The 22303-nt window shown below is 35.5% G+C and carries 18 protein-coding genes; 6 read left to right on the top strand and 12 right to left on the bottom strand.

Going from position 1 to position 22303, the window contains the following annotated elements; genetic code table 11:
* Together ACVBDU_RS11660 and bfi1 are read left to right on the top strand one after the other, a co-directional pair.
* On the top strand, nt 1-921 hold a 921-nt coding region (locus tag ACVBDU_RS11660), incomplete at its 5' end, for a hypothetical protein (RefSeq protein WP_447179932.1).
* A 6-nt stretch (nt 922-927) separates the two neighbouring features.
* Complete coding sequence (gene bfi1 / locus ACVBDU_RS11665; protein ID WP_447179933.1) at nt 928-1293, top strand: Bfi1 family immunity protein; 366 nt, start codon at nt 928-930, stop codon at nt 1291-1293.
* Nucleotides 1294-1862: 569 nt separating this feature from the next.
* On the opposite strand, the gene ACVBDU_RS11670 is transcribed toward bfi1, so the two are convergent.
* On the bottom strand, nt 1863-2222 hold the full coding sequence (locus tag ACVBDU_RS11670; RefSeq protein WP_447179934.1) for a winged helix-turn-helix transcriptional regulator: 360 nt from the start codon (nt 2220-2222) through the stop codon (nt 1863-1865).
* A 98-nt stretch (nt 2223-2320) separates the two neighbouring features.
* Here ACVBDU_RS11670 and ACVBDU_RS11675 point away from each other — a divergent pair, with 98 nt between their 5' ends.
* The gene (locus ACVBDU_RS11675; RefSeq protein WP_447179935.1) at nt 2321-3481 is read left to right on the top strand and encodes an MFS transporter; all 1161 of its coding nucleotides are present in this window, start codon (nt 2321-2323) and stop codon (nt 3479-3481) included.
* 270 nt (nt 3482-3751) lie between these two features.
* Here the strand turns inward: ACVBDU_RS11675 and ACVBDU_RS11680 are convergent, their stop codons facing one another.
* The 11 genes from ACVBDU_RS11680 to ACVBDU_RS11730 all read right to left on the bottom strand — a co-directional run bounded on the left by ACVBDU_RS11680 (nt 3752) and on the right by ACVBDU_RS11730 (nt 15397).
* Nucleotides 3752-3874 carry a hypothetical protein gene (locus ACVBDU_RS11680; RefSeq protein ID WP_447179936.1) on the bottom strand — a complete coding sequence of 41 codons (123 nt, stop codon included), beginning with the start codon at nt 3872-3874 and terminating at the stop codon, nt 3752-3754.
* Between the two features lie 169 nt (nt 3875-4043).
* Nucleotides 4044-7148, bottom strand: a complete 3105-nt coding sequence (locus ACVBDU_RS11685) for a metallophosphoesterase (protein ID WP_447179937.1) — start codon at nt 7146-7148, stop codon at nt 4044-4046.
* Nucleotides 7149-7199: 51 nt separating this feature from the next.
* Nucleotides 7200-7541, bottom strand: coding sequence for a hypothetical protein (locus tag ACVBDU_RS11690; RefSeq protein ID WP_447179938.1), 342 nt, complete (start codon nt 7539-7541; stop codon nt 7200-7202).
* Nucleotides 7542-7723: 182 nt separating this feature from the next.
* On the bottom strand, nt 7724-7858 hold the full coding sequence (locus ACVBDU_RS11695) for a hypothetical protein (protein WP_447179939.1): 135 nt from the start codon (nt 7856-7858) through the stop codon (nt 7724-7726).
* 634 nt (nt 7859-8492) lie between these two features.
* Nucleotides 8493-9443 (bottom strand): hypothetical protein, encoded by a 951-nt coding sequence (locus tag ACVBDU_RS11700; protein ID WP_447179940.1) that lies wholly within the window; start codon nt 9441-9443, stop codon nt 8493-8495.
* Between the two features lie 321 nt (nt 9444-9764).
* Nucleotides 9765-10568 (bottom strand): hypothetical protein, encoded by an 804-nt coding sequence (locus tag ACVBDU_RS11705; protein ID WP_447179941.1) that lies wholly within the window; start codon nt 10566-10568, stop codon nt 9765-9767.
* Between the two features lie 459 nt (nt 10569-11027).
* A complete protein-coding gene (locus ACVBDU_RS11710) occupies nt 11028-12029 on the bottom strand; it encodes a hypothetical protein (protein WP_447179942.1) in 1002 nt (333 codons plus the stop codon).
* 296 nt (nt 12030-12325) lie between these two features.
* Nucleotides 12326-12847: a hypothetical protein gene (locus ACVBDU_RS11715; RefSeq protein ID WP_447179943.1), complete on the bottom strand. Its 522-nt coding sequence runs from the start codon at nt 12845-12847 to the stop codon at nt 12326-12328.
* A gap of 78 nt (nt 12848-12925) precedes the next feature.
* The gene (locus ACVBDU_RS11720; RefSeq protein ID WP_447179944.1) at nt 12926-14065 is read right to left on the bottom strand and encodes a right-handed parallel beta-helix repeat-containing protein; all 1140 of its coding nucleotides are present in this window, start codon (nt 14063-14065) and stop codon (nt 12926-12928) included.
* Nucleotides 14066-14426: 361 nt separating this feature from the next.
* Nucleotides 14427-14909, bottom strand: a complete 483-nt coding sequence (locus ACVBDU_RS11725) for a hypothetical protein (RefSeq protein ID WP_447179945.1) — start codon at nt 14907-14909, stop codon at nt 14427-14429.
* A 113-nt stretch (nt 14910-15022) separates the two neighbouring features.
* Nucleotides 15023-15397 carry a hypothetical protein gene (locus ACVBDU_RS11730; protein ID WP_447179946.1) on the bottom strand — a complete coding sequence of 125 codons (375 nt, stop codon included), beginning with the start codon at nt 15395-15397 and terminating at the stop codon, nt 15023-15025.
* A 678-nt stretch (nt 15398-16075) separates the two neighbouring features.
* Here ACVBDU_RS11730 and ACVBDU_RS11735 point away from each other — a divergent pair.
* The 3 genes from ACVBDU_RS11735 to ACVBDU_RS11745 all read left to right on the top strand — a co-directional run bounded on the left by ACVBDU_RS11735 (nt 16076) and on the right by ACVBDU_RS11745 (nt 22302).
* Nucleotides 16076-19327, top strand: coding sequence for a SusC/RagA family TonB-linked outer membrane protein (locus ACVBDU_RS11735; protein WP_447179947.1), 3252 nt, complete (start codon nt 16076-16078; stop codon nt 19325-19327).
* A gap of 45 nt (nt 19328-19372) precedes the next feature.
* Entirely contained in the window at nt 19373-20722 is a 1350-nt protein-coding gene (locus tag ACVBDU_RS11740) for a RagB/SusD family nutrient uptake outer membrane protein (protein ID WP_447179948.1), read from the top strand.
* 143 nt (nt 20723-20865) lie between these two features.
* Complete coding sequence (locus ACVBDU_RS11745) at nt 20866-22302, top strand: TlpA family protein disulfide reductase (protein ID WP_447179949.1); 1437 nt, start codon at nt 20866-20868, stop codon at nt 22300-22302.
* The last annotated feature ends 1 nt before the right edge of the window (nt 22303 follow it).

Genomic DNA, 22303 nt, shown 5'->3' on the forward strand with positions numbered 1-22303 from the left:
CAACGGTTAAAGTTTCATAATTTTCAAAGATACACCCATATGCGACTTCGGGATATGGTAAAGCAAACCATAGACCATGCTATACGTAACCAAAGCGTAGACCAGATCAATCAAAGGGTAAAGGGAAATTTTGCCATGGTCAGGGGGCGGATCGTTACCCATGCCCGGTGGAATTACAAAAACCTGTTCTTTTCAGAACAAGATATTGCCAATTTTACAGACCAGTATTTCGGGAAACATTGGGAAAAGGAGGTAAAACGTTATATGGGTAAGATCATAAAAGGCCACACCAGCCATTTTGCGGAAACCCCAGTACCGGTGAATAACCTGCCATATATTGGCGGATATGGCTTGTTTTTATATGGCGGTGGCGTTATGGTTATGGGGCCGGAAGGGTTGGTGATCCTTAATGGTAACGGCTCAGACCTACTGTCCAAATCCAGTGAATTTCTGAATTGGTTAGGCAATGGCCTTACTTTAGGAGAAATTGGCCTGGCCCACAAAGGTATTGCTAAAGTAGGGGAAATTACTGTGGGAACAGCGGGAAGATGGAATGTGTACTCCAAGGACATTGCGGGCATCAGCAAAACTACAGCGACTTATTTTAGGTGGTTTGGTAGAATTGCGGGATTAGGGAGCCTTTACTTTGATTATAAACTATATGAAAAAGGTGCAGTTTCCAAAGGAAGGTTTGGCATGAATACGGCATATACCGTTATTGGCATTGCAGGAGGATATGCGGGCTTTGGAGTGTCTGTTATATATTATTTTATGGGAGATGTAATGGGAATGCACGACAAGGCCGAGAAGGATTTTGAGGAAATGATGAAACTCCCGGAAAAGGAACGACTTAAAATAATGCGGGAAAAATTGCGAAAAAGGCGTGGTATGGCGCGACCAATAAGAAACCCTAAATTTTAATGGTTTATGCTCAATTACGTATTTTATGCTATATATAAATTCATTTTAATAACGCCTTCAAAAGATGAATTACCGGGACACCTGTCAAGCTCTATTTTAGCTTTTATATTGTCTTTTAATCTTATTTTGATTAAAAATATTCTTTTGAAATATGACATCCATTTTTTAGCCGACTTATACGAAAGCAATACGATATATCTTGGGGTATTCATAGCTTTAGTTATTGTTTGCTTTTTGGCTTTTGCTTACAAGGGTAAATACCTCAAAATAGTTGCAAAATATGACCAGGAAAGCAGAAACCAGAAGATTATAAAAATGAGTTTGGTTGCTTTGTATGTTATAGGCTCTTTTGTTCTGCTGGCTATAATCTGAATTTAGACTGTGATGGCTCAAGTACCCTGCTCTGCGAGTTTGCAACTTCGCAGCCCAAACCTTCAATAAAAAGAAAAAATAAAAAACGCCTATGCGAGGTGTACTCCAGTCTCTCACAAGTCTTACTCATTTATTGCAGCAAAGACCTGGTCAATGAAGAAGGCTTTAAACAAGTTACACAAATGCAGTTCAACGTTTTGAAACACCGTTTTGGAAGCTCCTCAGAGAGGAGCGCAACGTATTGGCCTGTCATGGAAGTGCAGTGGGCTGCTCAGTCAGAGACATTCGCCATCAACACTTCGGAGAGCGGGGAAACCTTGCCTATGCTGAAAAGTACAAAAACTTGAAAGGGATTTATTTTTCGGACGGGAAAGTGGTTAAAAAATCAGTTGATTCTTACAATAAGGGTTTTCAAAAAGACCTGTGGAATGCTAGCCTGGAACTTACAAAAACCGCATTTACCGAATAACAAAAGAAACTTCCTTTTTTAATAAACTTGATTGCAACCGATTTTTCATAGCTTGAAAAGCCCTCCGCTCCTATAGGAAATCCAAAGGATTGTGATATCATCATTTCTTAACAAGTCTTTTGTGTTTCACTGCCCAGTCTTCCAATTGTCGCCATACAGGCACTAAATCTTTGGAAATGTCGGTCAGTTCATAATCCACTCTTGGCGGCACTTCTGCAAAAACGGTACGTTTTACCAAACCGTCTTTTTCCAACTCACGTAATTGCAGGGCAAGCATACGATCTGTAATTTCGGGGATACGTCTTTTTATCTTGCTGAAACGTAATTTACCATTTTCGAGCTTACACAGAATAAGCAATTTCCACCGTCCACCGATTTTACATACGGCATACGTTAACTCACATTCCATTATAACTTTTTCATTCAACATATTGGTTGAATTTTCCTTTCTTTTTCCCATTACTTACAAATTTATTAGTACCTCACAATTGATTGTGTGCTATGCAAAAGTAGAGGTAAAAACTAATTTTGCGGCTCATTTTAAACGGATTTATTACGATGAAGAAATACGCATACATTGGTTGCCTTGGTCTTTTGGCTGTCATTACAACGGAGTTTGGTATCATAGGCATTTTGCCGCAAGTAGCGGAACACTATCAGATAAGCATTGACAAGGCTGGCTACTTATTGAGTGCCTTTGCTTTGGTCATTGCCCTGACAGGTCCTTTTATGACCTTGTTGGCCTCAGGTTTTGACCGCAAAAAAGTAATGTTGACGGCCATCTTTATTTTTCTGATAACAGGAGTGGTATCTTCATTTTCACCACCTTTCTGGCTATTGATGCTGGTCAGAATATTGCCCGCCTTTCTACAACCTGTTTACATTGCAACGGCTTTGGCGGTCGCAGTTTCAAAGGCGGATAACAAACGTGAAAACGAAGTGATGAGCATTGTATTCAGCGGGATTGCTATTGCCATGGTAACCACTGTTCCTTTTGCAACCTGGCTGGCAAGTTTATGGTCGTGGGAATATTCTTTTGTGGTGCAGGCAATCGTGAGCGTTGTGGCTTTGGCAGGGATAAACTTTGTGTTGCCATCAATGCCTGTAAAGGCAAAGAAATCTTACGGAAGCCAGTTGAAGATATTGACCAAACCTACTTTTATCATCAGTACCGCAATGAACTTCTTTATGATTACGGCTTGGTTCTCTACATACAGCTATTTTGCCGAGTACCTAAACAAGGCAAAAGGTATGGACAGCACAATGGTCAGTTATATGCTGTTTGTATTTGGCGTTATTGGCGTGTTTTCCAATTGGGTTGCAGGGAAAATGCTGAATAAGAATATTGTAAAAACCACCACTTTTTTCCTTTCGGGAACTATCCTGATACCCATATTATTGCATTTCTCAGGCGGAAATACCATAGCTACCATTATTGTAATTGGAATTTGGGGTTTCCTGTATTCGCCCAGCTTCCTGAACGCTTCTACCTATATGATTTCATCAGTGCCCAAAAGCTTGGAATTTGCCAACAGCCTGGCCACTTCATTCGGCAACCTGGGCGTAACCTTAGGAACAACGGTAGGCGGTTGGATAATCATTACAAAAGGTGTTGCATATAATCCGTGGATAGGATTTGTTTTTGGTATTTTGGCTTTCCTGATGATTGGGTGGAGAAGTTATCTGGAGCGAAGAACAGTATCGGTCAAAAATAATTAATCTAAGAAAGTGATCTAAAAATAGATGACTATGTAAACGATTTAGCAAAAATTATAAGAAACCTCAAAACCGAAAAAAAAAATTAACAAAATGATTGTGCTTGGGCATAGTGAAGGATCTTTAATCGGCATGCTTGCATGTCAGAAAGAAAAGGTAGATGCATTTATATCAATAGCTGGCTGCGAAGTCAGAGACATTCGCCCGGAACACTCCGTAGAGCGAGAGTTAACCATTTTTCAAAAACAATTATTCACAAAAAACGCAATATACTTAATCCCCAATACCCGCACTTCCTGCTCCATCCTTCCCGCTTCCTGCTTCCTGCTCCATGCTTCCCGCTTCGTGCTTCCTGCTCCATGCTTCCCGCTTCGTGCTTCCTGCTTCCCACTCCATGCTTCCCACTTTCTTCCTGCCGTGTTAACAAGTCCTTTCCCTGGCGTTGCAAACGCCCTGAACGATAGACACTCGTTTGCGCAAAGCGGAAACGAGCGCGAGTGGGCTTTTCCGGCAATGACCTGATAGAAAATAAGGATTAAAAGGATAAGTATAAGACCCATTGCTATTATAATAAATCTTTATTCTTATTCATTGATTTTTCCATCAATTTAATTCGTTGTTCCAAAGCACCTATGTTTTGACTACTATCAATTTTAAGTTCTTGCTTTTTAATAAGCTTTTCTATTTTGCTTCTTAAATTTTTATTTCCATTACACTTAAAACTTAGATATAAATAGAGTTTAAAAACCGTTGTCTGTTTTAATATTGGTATGTTTATTAAATCTATTAATTCTTCTATATAATTGGAATGGTTTTTTACATCAAGATCAATCAATGAGAAAAATAAAATAAGTAATTTAAGTTCATTACCATTCTTATTTTGTTTTAATACATTGATTTTTTCTATTAAAACTGTCTCTAGATTTGTCTGTATGGCAATGTCAAAGAATAAAGTTTGAGCTACAATGGGTAAAAATTGTGTTAATAGCTTGATTAACTGCTCTTCTGTAATTTCACCTGCCATTTCATTAAAATTCTGAGAACTAATTTCATCTATTAAAGACAAAGAAAATGTACAAGTTGAATTTAAAACAAAATCGAAAACCTTATCATTAAAATCTTCTCTGTTTTTTAGTTTGGAATTTCTGAAAACTCTTCCTAATATATACAAGGCATTTTCTAAATCATCAGAATTATTGCCAATTTCATGGTAATACTTCTTTAATTTCACATCAGAAACCCTATTTGAAGATGGCGATAAGGTTTCTAAAATTGAATCCTGTTCTTCAAGATCCAGGGAATCCTTTATGGTTTCCTTAAGTATCTGATTTACCCCACCAGATATATTAAATGTTTCTGAAACCTTACCTAATAATAAACTATCTAAATCATTTGTTTCGATGTTTTTGTTCGTTTCTTTATAGATAGATTTAGTTTTTTTAAATATTTTTTTTACAAACTTATAATCTTGAGGTATCAGTCCTGCACATACTTCGAATTCATTTCTGAACGATAAGTATAAATGTTCATCATCAATTAGTTGATTTCTGAAATCTTCATCATAGGCCATGTAATACCCCAGAAAGTATTCAAATACCCCATTTAATCTAAAGGTATATAAATCATCACTAAGATTTCTCTTTATGATACCCTTGTTTATTAATAAATCAGCTAATTCTCTGGTGTCTATAACAAATCGTTTGTTAGATTTTTTATATGTTTCTATATACGCAATGAATTCGCTGTAATTTACCTGATAAGTGTTTGATGTTTTATTTGTAATTAAATAATATGCTAGATAGGACAAAAAATCTTTTAGATCATCGAAATCTATTTTGTATTGATTAGATAAGATAAAGTTTTCTTTATCAAGTAAACTGTCAATATATAATTCTATAAGTTGAAAGTTATTTCCAAGATTAACATCTATATTTTTTTCAAAAATCCAAATAAACAAAGATACTGTCCAATAATTTGAAGGGATATTTAATTGATTAAAAACAGTGTTAATTTTATCCAGCACCTTTTCTTTCTTATTTTGAGAAAGATTTGGCCATTTTTGTGTTAACATTCTAATTTCAGCTCTGGTTATATCATGTATATACCTGTTAACAAAGTTTAAAGTCCCAATTATTCCACCTGCAAATGAATAAAACACTGTTTCATTGCAAGCTAAAATTAAAGAAGCGTTGTTTTGAGATAGATAATTTGATAAGGGAGTTAAAACTAACTCTTCATTTCCTTTGAAATCATCTAGCAGAATCTTAATGTGATATGTTTTGCTTAATTCTTCTGCTTTTCGCTTATTCATTTCATATAAATCACTTAATAAATCAATTACATCAATTTTTGTACTCGATTTTACTATGCTTTTACAATCAATCAATAAGGGTAGTGTTTTTAAGTCATTGAAATCCTGTAGAATATCAATAAAAATCTTATATAAAATTGCCGATTTACCACTCTTGTCTTTGCCAAATAAAACTTGATTTTCACTTTTGTTTCTTATTAACTCCCCTAAATCAATTAACTTTTTAGATTTTGGTTTCGGGTTCGATTGTGATTCATTTTTTATTATCGGGGTTGAAAATAACTTAATAAAATTATTTTCTTCTTTAATCTCTTGGTAAGTAAGAAATAGTTTGTTTGCTTCTTTCAGTTTTTCCTCAAACCTTTTCCTTATTGTTTTTCTAAACTTGTTCTGTTCCCTTTTGTTTTCATTTAAGGGAATTTCCGCTAATTTTGGCTTGCCAAAATAAAATTGTTCTTCATTCCGGTTAAAAATTGCATTTGTTATTTCTAACTCATAACTATCTTGGTTTAAGTCTACAATTGTAAACCCTATCGAATCGTTTTTACTACTCAAAGTTGCAGCAGAAGTACAATGATAAATTCCTATATCTGCAGTAATATGAACAGTGTCTCTATTATTGTGAACATGTCCGGAAAACATTAAATCGTAATCTTTAAAAATAATATCTTCTAGTTCAAATCGATTCCAATATTTGAAATCGGTCAATGGATGATGTAGCATCAAAATTTTTATGTCACATTCTTTAACTTTTCTAATTGCATTTTTTAAATAATGAATTGGATACAGCAAATTCCCAAAATCAGTATTAGAATCATTTGCCCTCCAAGCTGAATTAATGGTTGTTATTCCCACTTTTTTTCCTTCAATAATTCTAATGTGAGTAGTGTATAAATTATCTACTTCTATATCTCCCAGCCTGTCTATATGATCTTTATAAAATTCATTCTGGAAAGTAAAATAGTTCTCTAAATTTTCCAGACTTGCTTGTAAAGTTTTTCCATTGTTTTTAGTTACTAAGTTGTCTAGTTCATCAGAATCACTAATTCCTAATATTGAGGCTGTCAATTCTTCTAATTCTTGTCCTCTATAAACATCATGATTACCGGGACATATAAAAATAGAAGTAATATCTATTTCTAAAATATTAGCTAGTCTGTCAAGGAATATTTCCTTTGCTCTTTTAAACCTGTTACAATCATCACCACTCCAAACCAAATCACCAGTAAAGAAAACTAAATCTATTTTATTCTTATAATCTTTTAAAGCCTCTAATAACGATTCGATAGTTCTTAATTCATTTTCTTTATACTTATTAGATCCATCAAAATGGAAATCTGTCAAATGCAATATTCTCATTAATTAATTTCTTTAAAATTCTCTAAAATCTGTTTGTAGCTTTACTCATTCTTATCTGATTTTTTTAAAATCTACTTTTGAACCATCACTAAATTCCAGGAGCACATTATCTCCTGAATATTCCCAAATAATAATTGGATCTTTTTGATTATGTATTGGGTTTTCAATAATGGACTCAACAATTAGTTGAGGCAACTCACCATTACCAAGTTGTAATAGATTTAGTTTTGCATGGAACCCATATATTGCCTCATTCTTTTCAATAGAAACGTATTGTGTGTTATATTGTTTATAACGTTCTGATATTGTAAATTGTTCTGAAGCTTCTTTACCTTCCGAAATCCAAGTACCCCACAAGTCTTCTATTGTTATTTCATATATGCTTTTCTTCATAATTAACTCTTATTCATTTATTATTAGTGGTATTTACCTGGATCAAGGTTTCAAATTCAATTCTATTGTAGTTTGTTGTGTTTGATGAACCAGATCCTTTTACACCTATATCAAATAAATGGGCTACCTTAATTTTACCCCCTCCTTCTAGCGAGTCTTCTTCATTTGTTGTTATGGCAACATCAAATTTTATTTTTTTTGTAACCAACTTCAACTCCTTCACTTCTTGGATAGTTATCCCTTATATGTGAACTTCCTGAAACTAAACCATCTGCAACCTGTTTAATGGTTTCTTCGATAAATTCTTTTAATTCCATGTTTATTACGTTTTCCAGGTTAACAATTGCTGCATAGAACCCTTTTTTGGGTTTTTAATTGTTCTGAATAGTTTTTTTGTTCTCATGATCTTTGTTAATTTTATTGAAGAAACCCTTAATGGCATTTTACCTTTTTAAAGATAGAATAGTAGCAGATATTGTTTCAAAAACATTCCACCTTAATCCAATTCTTATTGCAATATAGCCAAACATATTACTCTGATAGTAACATATCATTCTATCAGTTTATAACAACCTATATGTTGCCGCCCCTAGCATCATTAGATTCAGAGAATAAAAATATAGCACTATCCACAAATTATTTTGTGGATTCCCGTAAACACAATCATTTTTCTAAAAATCAACCAACAAAACCAACAAGAAAAACCATCCAAAACAAAGAATCTCATTCCGGGCAAAAGTAGGGGGAGTGTATTGCTACTTCACTAAAAAGTTAGCAATACGTCTATAAATATAGGAAAATATCAATAATATAATGGCAGGTTACGATTTTTTTACAATTCTTCACCCAAGACTTTGAGTGGCCTATGTTAGTTTTAGGTCTTTAACATACGCTGCGAAGTCAGAGACACTTGCATGGTATACAACACTTCGGAGAGCAGGATGGTAGATTTTAATGTTTGTAACGTATATAGGTCATTCTCTTATCAGAAAGAATCCGATCATATCGGGCTACAAATTCTTCAAATTTACTTTTCTCGGTATTATAGGTCTGTCCCCATTTTGAAATACCCCAAGCGATGCAATTTAACAAGTCTATGAAGTTAAAAAATTTTCCTTCATCACTTTCATCCTGATACTTAGTTTCAGGATGTGATACATAAAACATTAATCGCCTTTCTTTATTCTGCTTCACTTTTCTAGAATCCAAGTTCGTCATGTGTAGAATAGAGTTTCTGAACTCCCACAATTCATTGGCTGTTATATTCAAATCAGATAATTTCGTGTATAAATTTATCCATTTTTGAAAATTTCCGGAAATGTCGCCAAATTCTAGATATGAGACAGTATCAATGCAAATCATTAGCAATTTCATCGCAGAAACACACAGATCTTGCTTATATAGAATTCTAATGGCCTCGAAAAAATCATCATTGATTAATTGGTCTAAATGAAATCCATTATTGTCAATATATCCTACTAACCAATCATTCTGTTTTTCTATTTCTATATTGCCCGTAAATTCCTTTTCAGCCATTTTTATATTTTCTTGACCATCTATCTGAATTTTACCATTTCTTACTGGAGTTACAACAACTAATGGATTCTTAACTGCATTATATTTTATAAAAACATTTTCAAAAATCATCAAAGCTTCGCCCCTATAACTTAATTCTCTGTACGTATTGTAATCAATTGAATTACGTTTTAATCCTTTGTATAAAGTCGAAATTTTCTCAGGTAGCGAAAAATATTCTACATTGTTAAAATCTATATTTACTCGGCTTTTCAAAAACGACAATTTCTCTTTATCATTTCCCTCTATTTCATGACATATAGCTCCTACTTGGGAAATTATATCAAGATTCGAGTATACAAATAGATTAAAGATTTTCTCTTTCATTTTATCTATGCAGGTGTTTCTTAAAATAGTTGCTAAGGGTCTCGTATAACTGTCAGTTATGGTTCTTTATATTAGTTCACAGCTTAGTCACTGACTTTTAGCAACTCCTAGTGGATTTGGACGTAGTCAAATCCACTGTAATTGCGGTTATAGATTGTGGCTGTTGCACAACCTCTAAACAGATATTTTTATGGAAAAAACATAAAACAAATGCTATTAAAATTATTGATTTTAAATGATATAGAATTACATCCTTTCTAAAATTTAATTGAATATTGGAGAATTATAGTCTTGTGCAACGATTACCATTGTTATGCCATGTTAGTTGATAAAGTTCATTTCCAATTTTTCTGGAATTAAATCAAAATTTTCTCTTAATTTAGTTTCGATTTTAGGAGGGGTATTTTCACCAAGCCATTCCTTTAATACCTTTCCTTCTTGATTCTTTATTTGGAATCCGTTATATACTTTATTACCCTCCCTAACTAAAGCAATTTTCTCAAATACAAAACTAGATCTACTTTTTATCTTTAAATAAAATACATTATCAGTGTAATGATACACCGTGGGTGTAATTATATTAGAGAATGCAGGAAGATGCTTCTCTTCGAATACACTTATTAAACTTTCCTTGAATTTATCTTGTTTAATAATGTATTTACCGTTTTCAAGCTTCGAGTTTTTTAATATTTTATTAAAGTCCATTATATTTATATTAATGTCATAGACTGGGTATTTATTATCGTTATTAATCGTGAAAGTAAAGCTATATTCTTTCTCTGTAGAAACTAATGAACTAATTGATACTATAGGAAATACTCCTGATGCTCCCATGAAATTATTGAATTCATTTGTTTTTTCTAATAACTCCCTATTCAATTTCACTATCTCCTTAGATAACTTTTTGTTTTCATTATCTCTAGTTTCAAGATCGATTTTTAGTTTTGATCTTTCGTTCCTAATCTCAACCAATTCTTGTTCTAGTCTTTGTTTATTTTCATGACTAACTTGAATTATTTGATTTTTATCCCGAATGGAACTAGTTGATTGTAATATAATTATTAGAAGTCCACCTATATTTCCAATAAAAACAAGGGTAAGTGCAAATATTGTCCAATTATTCATCTTGTCCATTTTCAGATTGATAATTCTCAGTTTTCTAATATGGTATAATGGCCCTCCAGTTTTTTTATCAGGTTGGTATTGTGAAATACGTGGCGATTTGATAGCTTTTTATAGGAATTATAACCTTGCCCGGTTGCTCTATTATTCTGACAATCAGGATTACTATATAAAATTCTTAATAATTGTAGTAATTCAGTAATTGTCTTTTTCATACCATTCTTTTACTATTAGACTCTTACAAAGTAACTTCTTTGCAGCAAGACATCCATACGGATTCCCGTAAAAAACAAAAACCCCCCACCAAAAGCAGACATTAGCAACAGTAAATAATAAAAAATGGGGTTAATATAAATAGGGCATAGGCTACGAAGTCAGATACATTTATAGTACCTTCAGCGTGCACTTTGCTGAGCGGTTTTTTTTACCTCCTTTGCTTAATTAACACAAGACCGACAATTATCAGCTTAAGGGCCTTCTAACTAATTGGACGTTCTTGTCTACATTAAATGTATTGACTTCCCCCGATTGAAACCTATTTTGAGTATGATATACATAACTAAGTTCTCGCCCTAGGAGCTTACTCTCTTCTTCCATCAACTTTATGCGTGCTGGTGTAGCTTTAATTATACTTTTGAATGCTCCTACGAAGTCGCCACTTCCAAGCGTAGTTATTAATCCAGTACCCATATTTACAATAACTTCAATCATTGAGCTTCGAGATTTAAGTTTATGTATTTTGTATTGTCTTTTATATTCACTTAATAGATAGTCATATTCATCTTTAATTTCATTTACATTAAATTCTGATTTTGAAACTTTGTTTATCCAATTAACCAAAGCAAGGTATCTATTTCTGATATCTTCGTCAGATTTGTAATCCAATATTGCCTCCCAAGGAGTATTTGGTTCTGGTTCAGGTATATCACTCAATATTAAATTTATGACATTTGCCTTCTTATTTTCTATTGGTGTACTTGGATTGATTCTCAGGAATGGATAGAAATCATCATTGGTCTTTTGACTCAGATAAATGGCATCTAGGCGTGTCGATAAATCGCTTGCCAAGAAATTATCAAAAAAGAACTTTTGTCTTAATTTTTCAAGTTCATCAGGGGTTAAATCTGAAAGATTTGCTTTATTCGACCTCTTAGAGTTTGGTAAAGAAAAATGTGAAAGAACATTTCTTAATTCTTCTTGAATGTCGTTCAAAGTTTTATTGTTTTCAGGATTATCAAATTTTTTGAAGTTATATGGAAACACTTTTATTATTTCCTTTTCAATTAGATATTCAAATGTGCTTCTTTGATAAATTAAGTATTCAGGAGTGCTCCCTTCAAAAAGAAGACTTAAGGAAGCTTCACAAACATATATCTTATCATAAAGGAGTGATAACTTCTTCAAGTATGGCTCGTCTAAAAACTCTGTAAAGGTCTCAAACGGATAAACAATATTCTTTCCCATAAATAGTGAAAATTAGAATGTAGGTATATTGAATGTCAACTAGTTATATCCTTCTCAGAACATTGTTTTGAGAAGGATATATACAGAATAACACAACATTTTTACACTGAAAATCAAATATACTTAAAGCCAACCATACATTACTATGGTTTCCCGTAAAAACAAAAAAATGTCCACCAAAAGCAGACATTAGCAACTATAAATATTAAAAAATCGGTTTCGTGTAAATAGGGCATAGGCTGTAAAGTCAGAGACATTCACAGAATCTGAAATATTTTTTAGAGTGAGGGAAGACATCAGGAAAGTTCACGTACAATTTCTTTTGGATAGAGTATCGATAGTTCTTCGGTCAATTTAAACAGTTCTATAACTTTGGGTATGAGGGTATTTACATGCGTTTTTAAATCTTCTATTTTCAAGGAGTTTAACTTTCCCTTATAACGCCTTGATGAAATTATTAAGGAATCACCCCCGCCTGCTATATGTGGGTTATGCGCAATAAAATCCCGAATATTTCTTATGTATTTATTATAGTACTTAGCAAAATCTTTGAGTTCAATAATTGCCCGTTTCACAACTTCAGAGTCACCATTTGTCATCACTAGAAATAGTATTATAAAATTAATTCGGTTTTTAACACTTTGTTCTTCGATATGGTCTACGGTATATTCGGCTATATCTTTTATATCTGATATTTCACTGTATTGCATGATAATTTTTTCCAAAAGTATATTGATGGTAAACTCCATAAAATTAACCTTTGAAACGAATTCGCCAATTACTTCAAACTGTTCTCTGCTATTTTTTCTTTCGTTCATTTGTTAAGACTTTTATGTTATCAGGATGTATTCAGTGGGGCTGCCTGCTTTCAGTACTCTGTAGACCTTATTGTACTTTTATTCATACTTATACTTTTGGGTTTGTCCTTCTATTATATTAAGTTCATCCGGACACTTATTATTTGTACTGTTTTTAAAGAAGACCCCAATTTCTCCGTTTAAGATTATATTGTTTGAAGAAATGATGTTAGAATTACTGTTATCCAGTTGAATACCTCCAGAACCGTTGTCAATAATCTGATTATTAGAAATAATACCACGTTTCATACGTACTAACCGAATACCCCATTGTTCATTATTAATAATTTGATTGTTAATAAAAGAATTATTATATGCACTATTTGAGTTATTGGTTTCTTCGAAATACAAAATGCCATGGCATTTATTATTTTTAATCATATTATGAGAAATAATATTCTTTTGAGAACCATTACCTAAGTAAATCCCGGCTTTTGCACTACCGGTAACACAGGTTCCTCCATTGTTATAGACCTGATTCCCGGAAATAATACAATTTTGCGGACCATCTCCGGATAATGACGTTATTCCGTCCAGTCCAATTCCGTGAATACTGTTATCACGGCAATGATTTTGTAAAATATTTATATGCCTGGACTTATTTACAGATATTCCTATTCGATTATCGTAAACGGTATTATTCTTTATAGTACAGAAGGAAACCCCACCAAGGTCATCACTGACAGCTATTCCTACTCCTGTTGAACTAACCGCCCCAGAAACTGTATTATTTGTAACTGTAATATTTGTAGTACCTGACCCCCTGATTAAGATCCCCTTATCTTCAAAACCTCTAATATTTAAACCTTCAATATTGACGTTTTTTGAATTCTTAATTTCAAGACCTTTTGCCGTGGTATTCGGATTATTGCTGTTATATATGAGGCTCCCGGTATTATCCCCTATAATACTGATATTTTCGCAATTGGTAACGGATATGATATTGTAATCTCTGTGCAATCTTCCATAAATTTTGAGTACAATGTCGCTTTTTAAGCTTATAGCAGGTACTGCGAAGTAATCACCTGCTTCGATTTCAATACAGCCTCCTCCAGTGGAGGACAAGTTATTTATTATGGTGTTAATGCCTGATATGTTCGTTGTATTTACTTGTATACAGTTTTGGGCGTTAGTATATACACACAACAAACAAAGTACAGTGAAAGTTATAAATCTCATAAAATAGTTAATAGTAGATTGTTTTTCAAAATAAAGTATATTATTATCTAATTTAATTGTGCTCTAAACTTGGCATGATTTTATTAAACTGTACTATTTCATGTTATTCAACTGGCTCCACTTTAACCACCTCCACAGACTTATTCCTCGCCATCCCATTTTCTTTAACGACATTAATAACTTTCAATGTCAAACGTATTCTGTCATCGTTTGTCGCTGAATAAACAGCTCTACATTAACCATAAAGCTTTTTGCTACTTCTATAATGGGTGCAATTCAATCAACAGCTAAGGCTTTATTGTTCGTCCTGTACACGCAACGAGCCTTAGCTCCTGTATACAGTTATTTTTGCGTAATTTTTTTACCGTTTCGATATTCGATTTTCATTTCCATTATCATCGATACAAAATTCAGTTCCGTGTTTTTTGTTTTTATGATATTCACAACGATAGATGAGCTTTTTATTCTCGTATTGCTCAATCAGGATTTTCTTTCCGTTTTTGTCGTAATATTTGAATGCGTGCCAGTTTCCGTCCAGTCCGTAATTTGATTCTTTTTTCTTGTCGAATGAGTTTCGGTAAAATTCAGTCATTCGGGCTGGTACAGGCGGTTCAGTCCGATTATAGTAGGAGATTGATTTTATAGGAATTCCTTTTTCATAATATTCCTCATACACCAAATGTCCATTTCTACGAATCCTTTGCCCTTGTCCGGAAAATAATTGGTCGTCTGCAACTTTATATGTTAAATCATTATCCATATAAATTTCTTGAAAACCGACTTTTTCTTGAGCGAAAAGCCCAGTGAAGGAACATAATATGATGATTGACAAAAAGTTTTTCATAATTGTTAGGTAACAGTGGGTACTCGTTTCCATTCCACTAAAACGAGCATCAGGCTTAAGTGCTTTTAATCCGTTTCAATTTGGCCAATATAACCACGTGTAAGCCCAACCTGTTATTCGGCAGTGTCCCCATCATTTGGTAAAAGTTTGGAAATATCTCTTTTGGTATGATTACGTATAGCCTCACGCATAGCAACCTTTAGTACGATCTCATAATCAGTACTGGTAATATCGGCAGTATTCAGGATATTTTCCAGGGTTAACCTCCTAGGATCACTATAGCGATCGACCATTGTGTCATAACTCATACCTAATGCAAATGGCATTCCTGTGGAGTATGTACCGGAAATTTCTTTCATTGAGCGTATATCTCCCGTAGCAAAGCGAGATTTAAGGTTTCTTAAAGCTTCACGCATAGAATGCGGGTTTACTCTTTTTTCAGACTTCGCTGAGTTTTTTTCTTCAGATTTATTTGCTTTTTTAGCCATGATAGTATGATTTCTTAAAATTCAATCTAAGATGGCACCATGATGTTGATAATCAATGAAATATCACATTATATCTAATAAATATTAGAAAATTCGTGATATTTATTTTATTTATTAGTATATTATTATTAATATTGTACGTGTAAATACTATTTATTTAGGATATATAACAGGTTATATCGTAAATATATTAGAAAAAATAGGTATTAATAAAGAGTCTCGACCGCAAATTCCGACAATTTGTAATCAGAACGAGACGGTAGGTTAATGCCCGAGGTGATATTTTGTGTACATTCGTACCGCTATAGCACCAAGGGCTCTATCGTAATTCCGTTTCTGATAGGCGTCGGAACCTTGCGGTACGGTTGATAGGGCCTGCTATAGTATTAGGTTCTATATATGCTTGGGAGACTCGTTTTTAACTTATCAGAATGAGAACGAGTTTTTTATTTTATCTTACTCTTATACTTGCCTCCCATGGCAGTAACTTCCTCTTCGACGGCCCGTCGCCTGCCGAAAGGCTATATCCGGTTAAACCCAGGAATCCCATCTAGAATACTACCTTATAACTAAAACCTGACAACCAGTATACACCCCTTCCAAAACATCCTGTAACTGTTCTTCTTGCCCCTTCTGGGTTATAGGATTTTTATTGACTAACACTCAAATATTAAAATTATGAAACACGTAACATTAGCGGGCCTGTCCTGCTGGTGCCCCATAACTATTGCCTTAATTTTACTTAACCTGCCTGTACCGCTTAGAGCTTTGCCGCCTTTGCAAGCTGTTGTACAACAAAAAGTTACCGGAACCGTAACCGATGAAAATGGGTTGCCGCTTCCGGGAGTTAATATCATTTTAAAGGGTACACAGCACGGTACCATGTCTGATGCGGAGGGGAAATATAGCTTGCGCGTAAGTGCTACCGACATTCTTACCTTTTCTTATGTGGGATTTAAAAAAGTTGAATTGCCGGTAAAGGAGCAAGAGGTTTTAAATGTGCAGTTGGAAGAGGATGTGGTAGCTTTGGATGAAGTTGTGCTGAATACAGGGTATCAACAATTACCGGGAGAGCGTTCCACGGGCTCTTTTGTTCATGCCGATAATGAACTTCTCAACCAAAGGGTAAGCCCGAATATTCTGGAACGTCTCGAAGGTAATATTCCCGGTCTCTTATTTAACAAAAACACTCCGGAAAGTGCGGACGGAGGGCTTGATTTGAATATCCGGGGACATACAACCCTGTTTGCAAACGACCAGCCTCTCATCGTTGTAGACAATTTTCCTTATGATGGTCCCATTTCAAACCTCAATCCCAACGATATTGAAGATATTACGATTTTGAAAGATGCTGCGGCTTCAAGTATCTGGGGAGTGAAATCCGGAAATGGTGTTATTGTAATAACAACGAAAAAAGGACGCCTTAACCAAAAAATTCAGGTAGAGGCCAATATAAATACCACCATTGGAAACAAACCTGACCTTTATTATAAACCGATGCTTGGCATTTCTTCCAATGATTATATTGATCTTGAAATTAATAATTTTCACGATGGATACTACAATACTACGTTGGATAATACGTCCGAATTTCCCGCGGTAACCCCGGTCGTCCATATTCTTGACCAGATTAAAAAGGGAAATTTGGATAGTGAAGCGGGGTATCGGCAGATCAATGCTTACCGAAACAATAATTACCGGGATGATTTAAAGAAATATTTTTATCAAAGCAGTATTAACAACCAGTACGCAGTTAATATGCGCGGCGGTTCAGCTAATAGTACATATTATTTTTCGCTTGGCCACGACATTAACAGAAGTACGGCAATTGGTAACGATAATACACGCACTACGATAGGATTACAGGTAGAACTTTCGCCAATGGAACGGCTTACTATTACCGGAACAGCAAATTTGACTTATAGTAATACAAAATCAAACGATGCTGTTCAGCAACTAAACTCATCTCTTTTTCCGACACCCCCTTATCTCGATCTGGTTAATGATAAAACCGGCGAAGCGTTTGCCGTAGCACGTAGAAATCCTGCATATATTGATACGGTTGGAGGAGGACGCCTTTTAGACTGGCATTACAGACCTTATGATGAAATGCGGTTTGCCGACAATCGTCAGTCACAAATTCACAACAGGTTCAATACAAGACTAAATTACGATATGGGGAATGGGCTTAAGCTATCCCTTCAGTACCAATACGAAAGGGCCGGTACTCAAAACAATGATCATTATAGCCAGGATACCTACCACACACGTGACCTGATTAACCAATTTACCCGGTTGAATAGCGAAGACCGGTATCCCGTACCGTTGGGTGGCATACTGCTAGAATCCCATACCACATTAACATCGCACCGGGCAAGGGGACAATTAGACTACTCAAAAAGTTGGCAGGCACATGAAGTGGTTGCGCTTTTGGGAACGGAAGTCAGCGAAACGGTTACCAAATCAAATTCAAACACTTTATATGGCTATAATAAAGAAAACCTAACATTTACCAATGTTGATTATACCACATCATTTTCTACTATACCCACTGGTTCACGGGTTATCCCAAATAACATTGGCATAACCCGATTCAATGACCGATACCTGTCTTATTTTGGAAATGGAAGTTATATCTATGACAACAGGTATACTATTTCAGTAAGCGGGCGGATAGACAAGTCAAACCTATTTGGAGTAAACACGAACCAAAAGGCAGTCCCGTTGTTTTCGACCGGGTTAGCATGGAATTTTTCTAACGAAAACTTTTACAATGTTGGCTTTCTGCCCTATGGAAAAATCCGTCTCACCTATGGTGCAAATGGGAATATCGATAAATCGGCCACTGCAGTTACTACGTTCCGGTCCCTGAGTCGTTCCTGGTTTTACGGAACACCATACGCCTCAATCGCTAACCCCGGAAATCCTGATTTAAGATGGGAACGGATAAAGACTTTAAACATCGGGCTGGACTTTGGCTTCAGGAATCAAATTGTTACTGGTTCCATTGAATATTACATAAAATCGGGAGAAGATCTGTTTGGTCTCAGCCAAATCCCGGGATCAACGGGATTGGACTCGTATTACGGCAATACTTCTAATGTCAGAACCAACGGTATTGATATCAATTTAAATTCAACCAATATCCATAAAGGAGCTTTCAAGTGGACATCAAATCTTCTGTTTAGTTATGTTAAAGATATTGTGACTCAATATCATCTGGATATTTCTCCATTAAGTTTATTAGTGGGCATAAGGCCAAGTGTTGTTCAACCCATAGAAGGAAATAGCCTATTTGGTGTTTATAGCTATAAGTGGGGAGGACTGACATCCGATACCGGAGACCCGCAGGGATATCTGGATGGAGCGCTGAGTACAGATTACAACCAGATCCGGTCAGGAACAACCGTTGACGATTTAGTCTATCATGGATCGGCACGTCCAACCACATTCGGTTCTTTTAGAAATACGTTTTCCTACAAGCGGTTTTCAGTTTCTTTTAACCTGCTTTTTAAAGCAAATTACTATTTCAGAAGGAATACCATCGAAAACGGGGTAATTTATAATAACGGATTATTTATTCACTCCGATTATTATGACCGGTGGCAGCACCCTGGCGATGAACTCAGAACCCGTATACCTTCAATGCAGGTACCTCCTGTAAATTCTGCCCGCCAAAGCTTTTATACGCAATCTGAAATTTTTGTTGAACGGGGAGATCACATACGCCTCCAGGACATTACCTTGAGGTATGACTGGGATATATCCCGGATTACAAATGGCGAGGTAGCTTCTATTCAGCTATACAGCTATTTAAACAATATAGGCATCCTATGGAGAGCGAATAACCGTCATATAGACCCTGATATTTATGCGGGGGGATATCCTGCTCCGTTTTCTTTATCATTTGGCTTAAACATTAAATTTTAGAACATGAATTTCCGACATAAAGCTGTGAAATGTATCCTCGCACTCATGATCTGTACAATAATCAATGGGTGTACATGGGAAGAGGAATTTTTGGATATGAAGCCCAATCAATCATTCGTTGTACCCAATACATTAGGTGATTATGAAAAGCTGTTAAATAACAATACCGTTTTCAACCTGTTTAGAGACCCGGCATTAGGCTTAGTATCATCGGATGAATATACAGTAACTTCTGATTACTACAACACGATATCCGAAAATACCTATAGAAATGCCTACATATGGGCCAGGGATATTTATGAGGGTGAAACCTATGGCGAAAACGAATGGAGAAACGCCTATACACAGGTCTATTATGCCAATACCGTATTGGAAGGTATAGAAAGACTAACCATAAATACGTCTCAACAAAATGACTTCAACAGGGTGAAGGGGATAGCCCTCTTTTTTCGCTCCTGGGCTTTTTACAACCTGATACAGACCTATGCTATGCCATACGACCCTGCAACATCCGAAAAGGATTTGGGCATCCCTTTAAGGCTAACAGCTAATCTGAACGTCAGGGTAACAAGGCATACCGTAAAAGAATGCTATGACCAGATTTTAAAGGATCTAAAAGAGGCGCTTAACCTCTTGCCGCCTGATGTCACGTACAAAACCCAACCGTCCGGACTGGCAGCTTTAGGTTTTCTCAGCCGTATATATTTGGCTATCGGTGATTACGACCAGGCGTTGCAGTATGCAGATAAATATTTACACCGGAATAGTGAATTGACTGATTATAATTCCCTTTCACGGACAAGTTATTCGATTCACACCGATTTCTTAGGCGAGGACGCTTTTCATACGTCATTAACAACTACCCGGGTGACATCGAGAACCAGAGCAATAATCAATCCCGCTTTAATCGCCACCTACGATGATAACGATTTAAGAAAAACCCTGTTATTTACAATCAACAGTTCGGGGGATCATACTTTTACAGGAACTTATAACCATAACGGTTATGCTTACAGTGGAATTGCTACGGATGAAATTTACCTGATCCGTGCTGAATGCTATGCTCGTAACGGGGAAGCAGGAGCAGCAATAGATGATCTGAATACCCTTTTATCTCATAGATGGAGCAGTGATGCCGAATTTAAACCCTATGAGGCGGCTAATGCTGAAGATGCGCTTGTTTTAGTTCTGAATGAGCGCAGGAAAGAGCTAATATTTCGTGGTCTTAGATGGACAGACTTACGCCGGTTGAATAAGGAAGATCGCTTTAAAGTAACGCTTACAAGAACGATCAATGGGCAAACGTACACGCTACCACCCAACGATCCGCGCTATGCGCTACCCCTTCCCGATTCGGAGACGGTTCTTAATAGGTTGCAGCAAAATCCAAGATAACTCTATAATTGACATTAACCGCTTAATGTATTAAAAAATGAAACCGACATGACTAAAAACAATCTTTAGACTCACAGAGCCATGATTGTTTTAGTCATCAAAGGTTACATCTGACCATTGAAAAACAATAAAAAAATAAACAGATGAAGACATATATTCAATTACTCATATCAATATTAATTATTTCTTCTCAAATAGTATCTTGCCGAACTGATAAAAACCCGGATCACGATTTTGAGCAAACTACTTCTATCAGTGGTGACCTGGATTTTTTGGAAGATGGTGATTCCGTCAGTATAGTTTTAACTGAATTTGTTATTGGTAGTGAAAGAACAGATAGTGTGTACACGGCGGTAGTCAAAGACCGGAAGTTTTTCTTTGAATGGGGCCAAATAAACTGCCCATTAACAATGCGAGTTCGTATTCCAATGAACAGGGTTCCCGATAAAAAACAGGCCGACTCCTTTCAGCGAACATACTTGACCATTATGCCTGGAGATAAGGCATATTTATGTTACGATGAAGGGGACTTTAAATTTGAAGGGAGAAATGCCGAAAAATTTAATTGTCAATATTCTCTATACAAAATGGAAAGGAAAATGACAGACAATTCGGTTTATAGCAGTTTTGTAGACCGTGATGCCGATCTAAAGACCGCATTTACGTTTAAAGACTCCGTAGACTTGGTATTGCTTCAATATTTAGATACTTGGAAAGGAAAGATGTCGAAGCGTGCTTTTGACATAATCCGCCTTGATTTTATTTATGGCTCCGAAGCCATAAAGTACTGGTGGTTTAATATAACCAATAGGAAAGGTGGAGATTTCAACTACTCATTTAAAGATATCATTGGAAGTAAATTAATCGATTCTTCACTCCACATGGAGCTAAGGAGCTTTCCTAACTATTTCATCCATAAATTTCGATATGATTCCTGTACGGTGGCAGGCAAAAAATTTCAATTGGGAGATTGTTATTGCTTTATGGATAAAACACTGTCGGGTGAGCTAAGAGAAAAGTGCTTAACACACCTGATTGTTAAAAACTTAAAATCAGATAGCCTGACAAAGTACAGGAATATGGCGTTGAACAGCATTAAAAGTAAAGCATACAAAGAGCTTATCGAACGGATGACGGCAAAGCATATTTCGGGTATTGATGCCTTCGATTTTTCCGTGTCAGATAAAGACGGTAAGCAGTATTCGCTTTCTGATTTCAAAGGAAAAGTAGTAGTGCTCGATTTCTGGTTTACAGGATGCAGCCCATGTAAACAGATGACCCCTTATCTTGCAAAGGTGGCGGAGAAGTTTAAGTCCCTTCCTGTGGTATTTCTTAGTGTATGTGCCGACAGAAGCGAAAAAACCTGGACGAAAAGTGTTGCTGAAGGAGACTACACCTTTGATAATTCAACTAAAGTGTTTACCGGTGGCAGGGAACATCCCATAATTAAAAATTACGAGGTGCGTGGATACCCGACTATAATACTAATCGACCCCAAGGGAAAAATGATGAGAAAGGCGATTGACCCACGGTTGGATGATGGGGAAGATTTAGAAAATTTGATCCGGGAGAAAATCTAAA

The organism is Sinomicrobium endophyticum, assembly GCF_052983315.1.

Bases quoted from the DNA above. Each gene is read 5' to 3' on its own strand.
- ACVBDU_RS11730 (WP_447179946.1), bottom strand. From the start codon at position 15,397: ATGGCTAAAAAAGCAAATAAATCTGAAGAAAAAAACTCAGCGAAGTCT.
- ACVBDU_RS11680 (WP_447179936.1), bottom strand. From the start codon at position 3,874: ATGGAGTGGGAAGCAGGAAGCACGAAGCGGGAAGCATGGAGCAGGAAG.
- ACVBDU_RS11715 (WP_447179943.1), bottom strand. From the start codon at position 12,847: ATGAACGAAAGAAAAAATAGCAGAGAACAGTTTGAAGTAATTGGCGAA.
- ACVBDU_RS11685 (WP_447179937.1), bottom strand. From the start codon at position 7,148: ATGAGAATATTGCATTTGACAGATTTCCATTTTGATGGATCTAATAAG.
- ACVBDU_RS11690 (WP_447179938.1), bottom strand. From the start codon at position 7,541: ATGAAGAAAAGCATATATGAAATAACAATAGAAGACTTGTGGGGTACT.
- ACVBDU_RS11675 (WP_447179935.1), top strand. From the start codon at position 2,321: ATGAAGAAATACGCATACATTGGTTGCCTTGGTCTTTTGGCTGTCATT.
- ACVBDU_RS11700 (WP_447179940.1), bottom strand. From the start codon at position 9,443: ATGAAAGAGAAAATCTTTAATCTATTTGTATACTCGAATCTTGATATA.
- ACVBDU_RS11725 (WP_447179945.1), bottom strand. From the start codon at position 14,909: ATGAAAAACTTTTTGTCAATCATCATATTATGTTCCTTCACTGGGCTT.
- ACVBDU_RS11705 (WP_447179941.1), bottom strand. From the start codon at position 10,568: ATGAATAATTGGACAATATTTGCACTTACCCTTGTTTTTATTGGAAAT.
- ACVBDU_RS11695 (WP_447179939.1), bottom strand. From the start codon at position 7,858: ATGGAATTAAAAGAATTTATCGAAGAAACCATTAAACAGGTTGCAGAT.
- ACVBDU_RS11720 (WP_447179944.1), bottom strand. From the start codon at position 14,065: ATGAGATTTATAACTTTCACTGTACTTTGTTTGTTGTGTGTATATACT.
- ACVBDU_RS11670 (WP_447179934.1), bottom strand. From the start codon at position 2,222: ATGGGAAAAAGAAAGGAAAATTCAACCAATATGTTGAATGAAAAAGTT.
- bfi1 (WP_447179933.1), top strand. From the start codon at position 928: ATGCTCAATTACGTATTTTATGCTATATATAAATTCATTTTAATAACG.
- ACVBDU_RS11735 (WP_447179947.1), top strand. From the start codon at position 16,076: ATGAAACACGTAACATTAGCGGGCCTGTCCTGCTGGTGCCCCATAACT.
- ACVBDU_RS11740 (WP_447179948.1), top strand. From the start codon at position 19,373: ATGATCTGTACAATAATCAATGGGTGTACATGGGAAGAGGAATTTTTG.
- ACVBDU_RS11745 (WP_447179949.1), top strand. From the start codon at position 20,866: ATGAAGACATATATTCAATTACTCATATCAATATTAATTATTTCTTCT.
- ACVBDU_RS11710 (WP_447179942.1), bottom strand. From the start codon at position 12,029: ATGGGAAAGAATATTGTTTATCCGTTTGAGACCTTTACAGAGTTTTTA.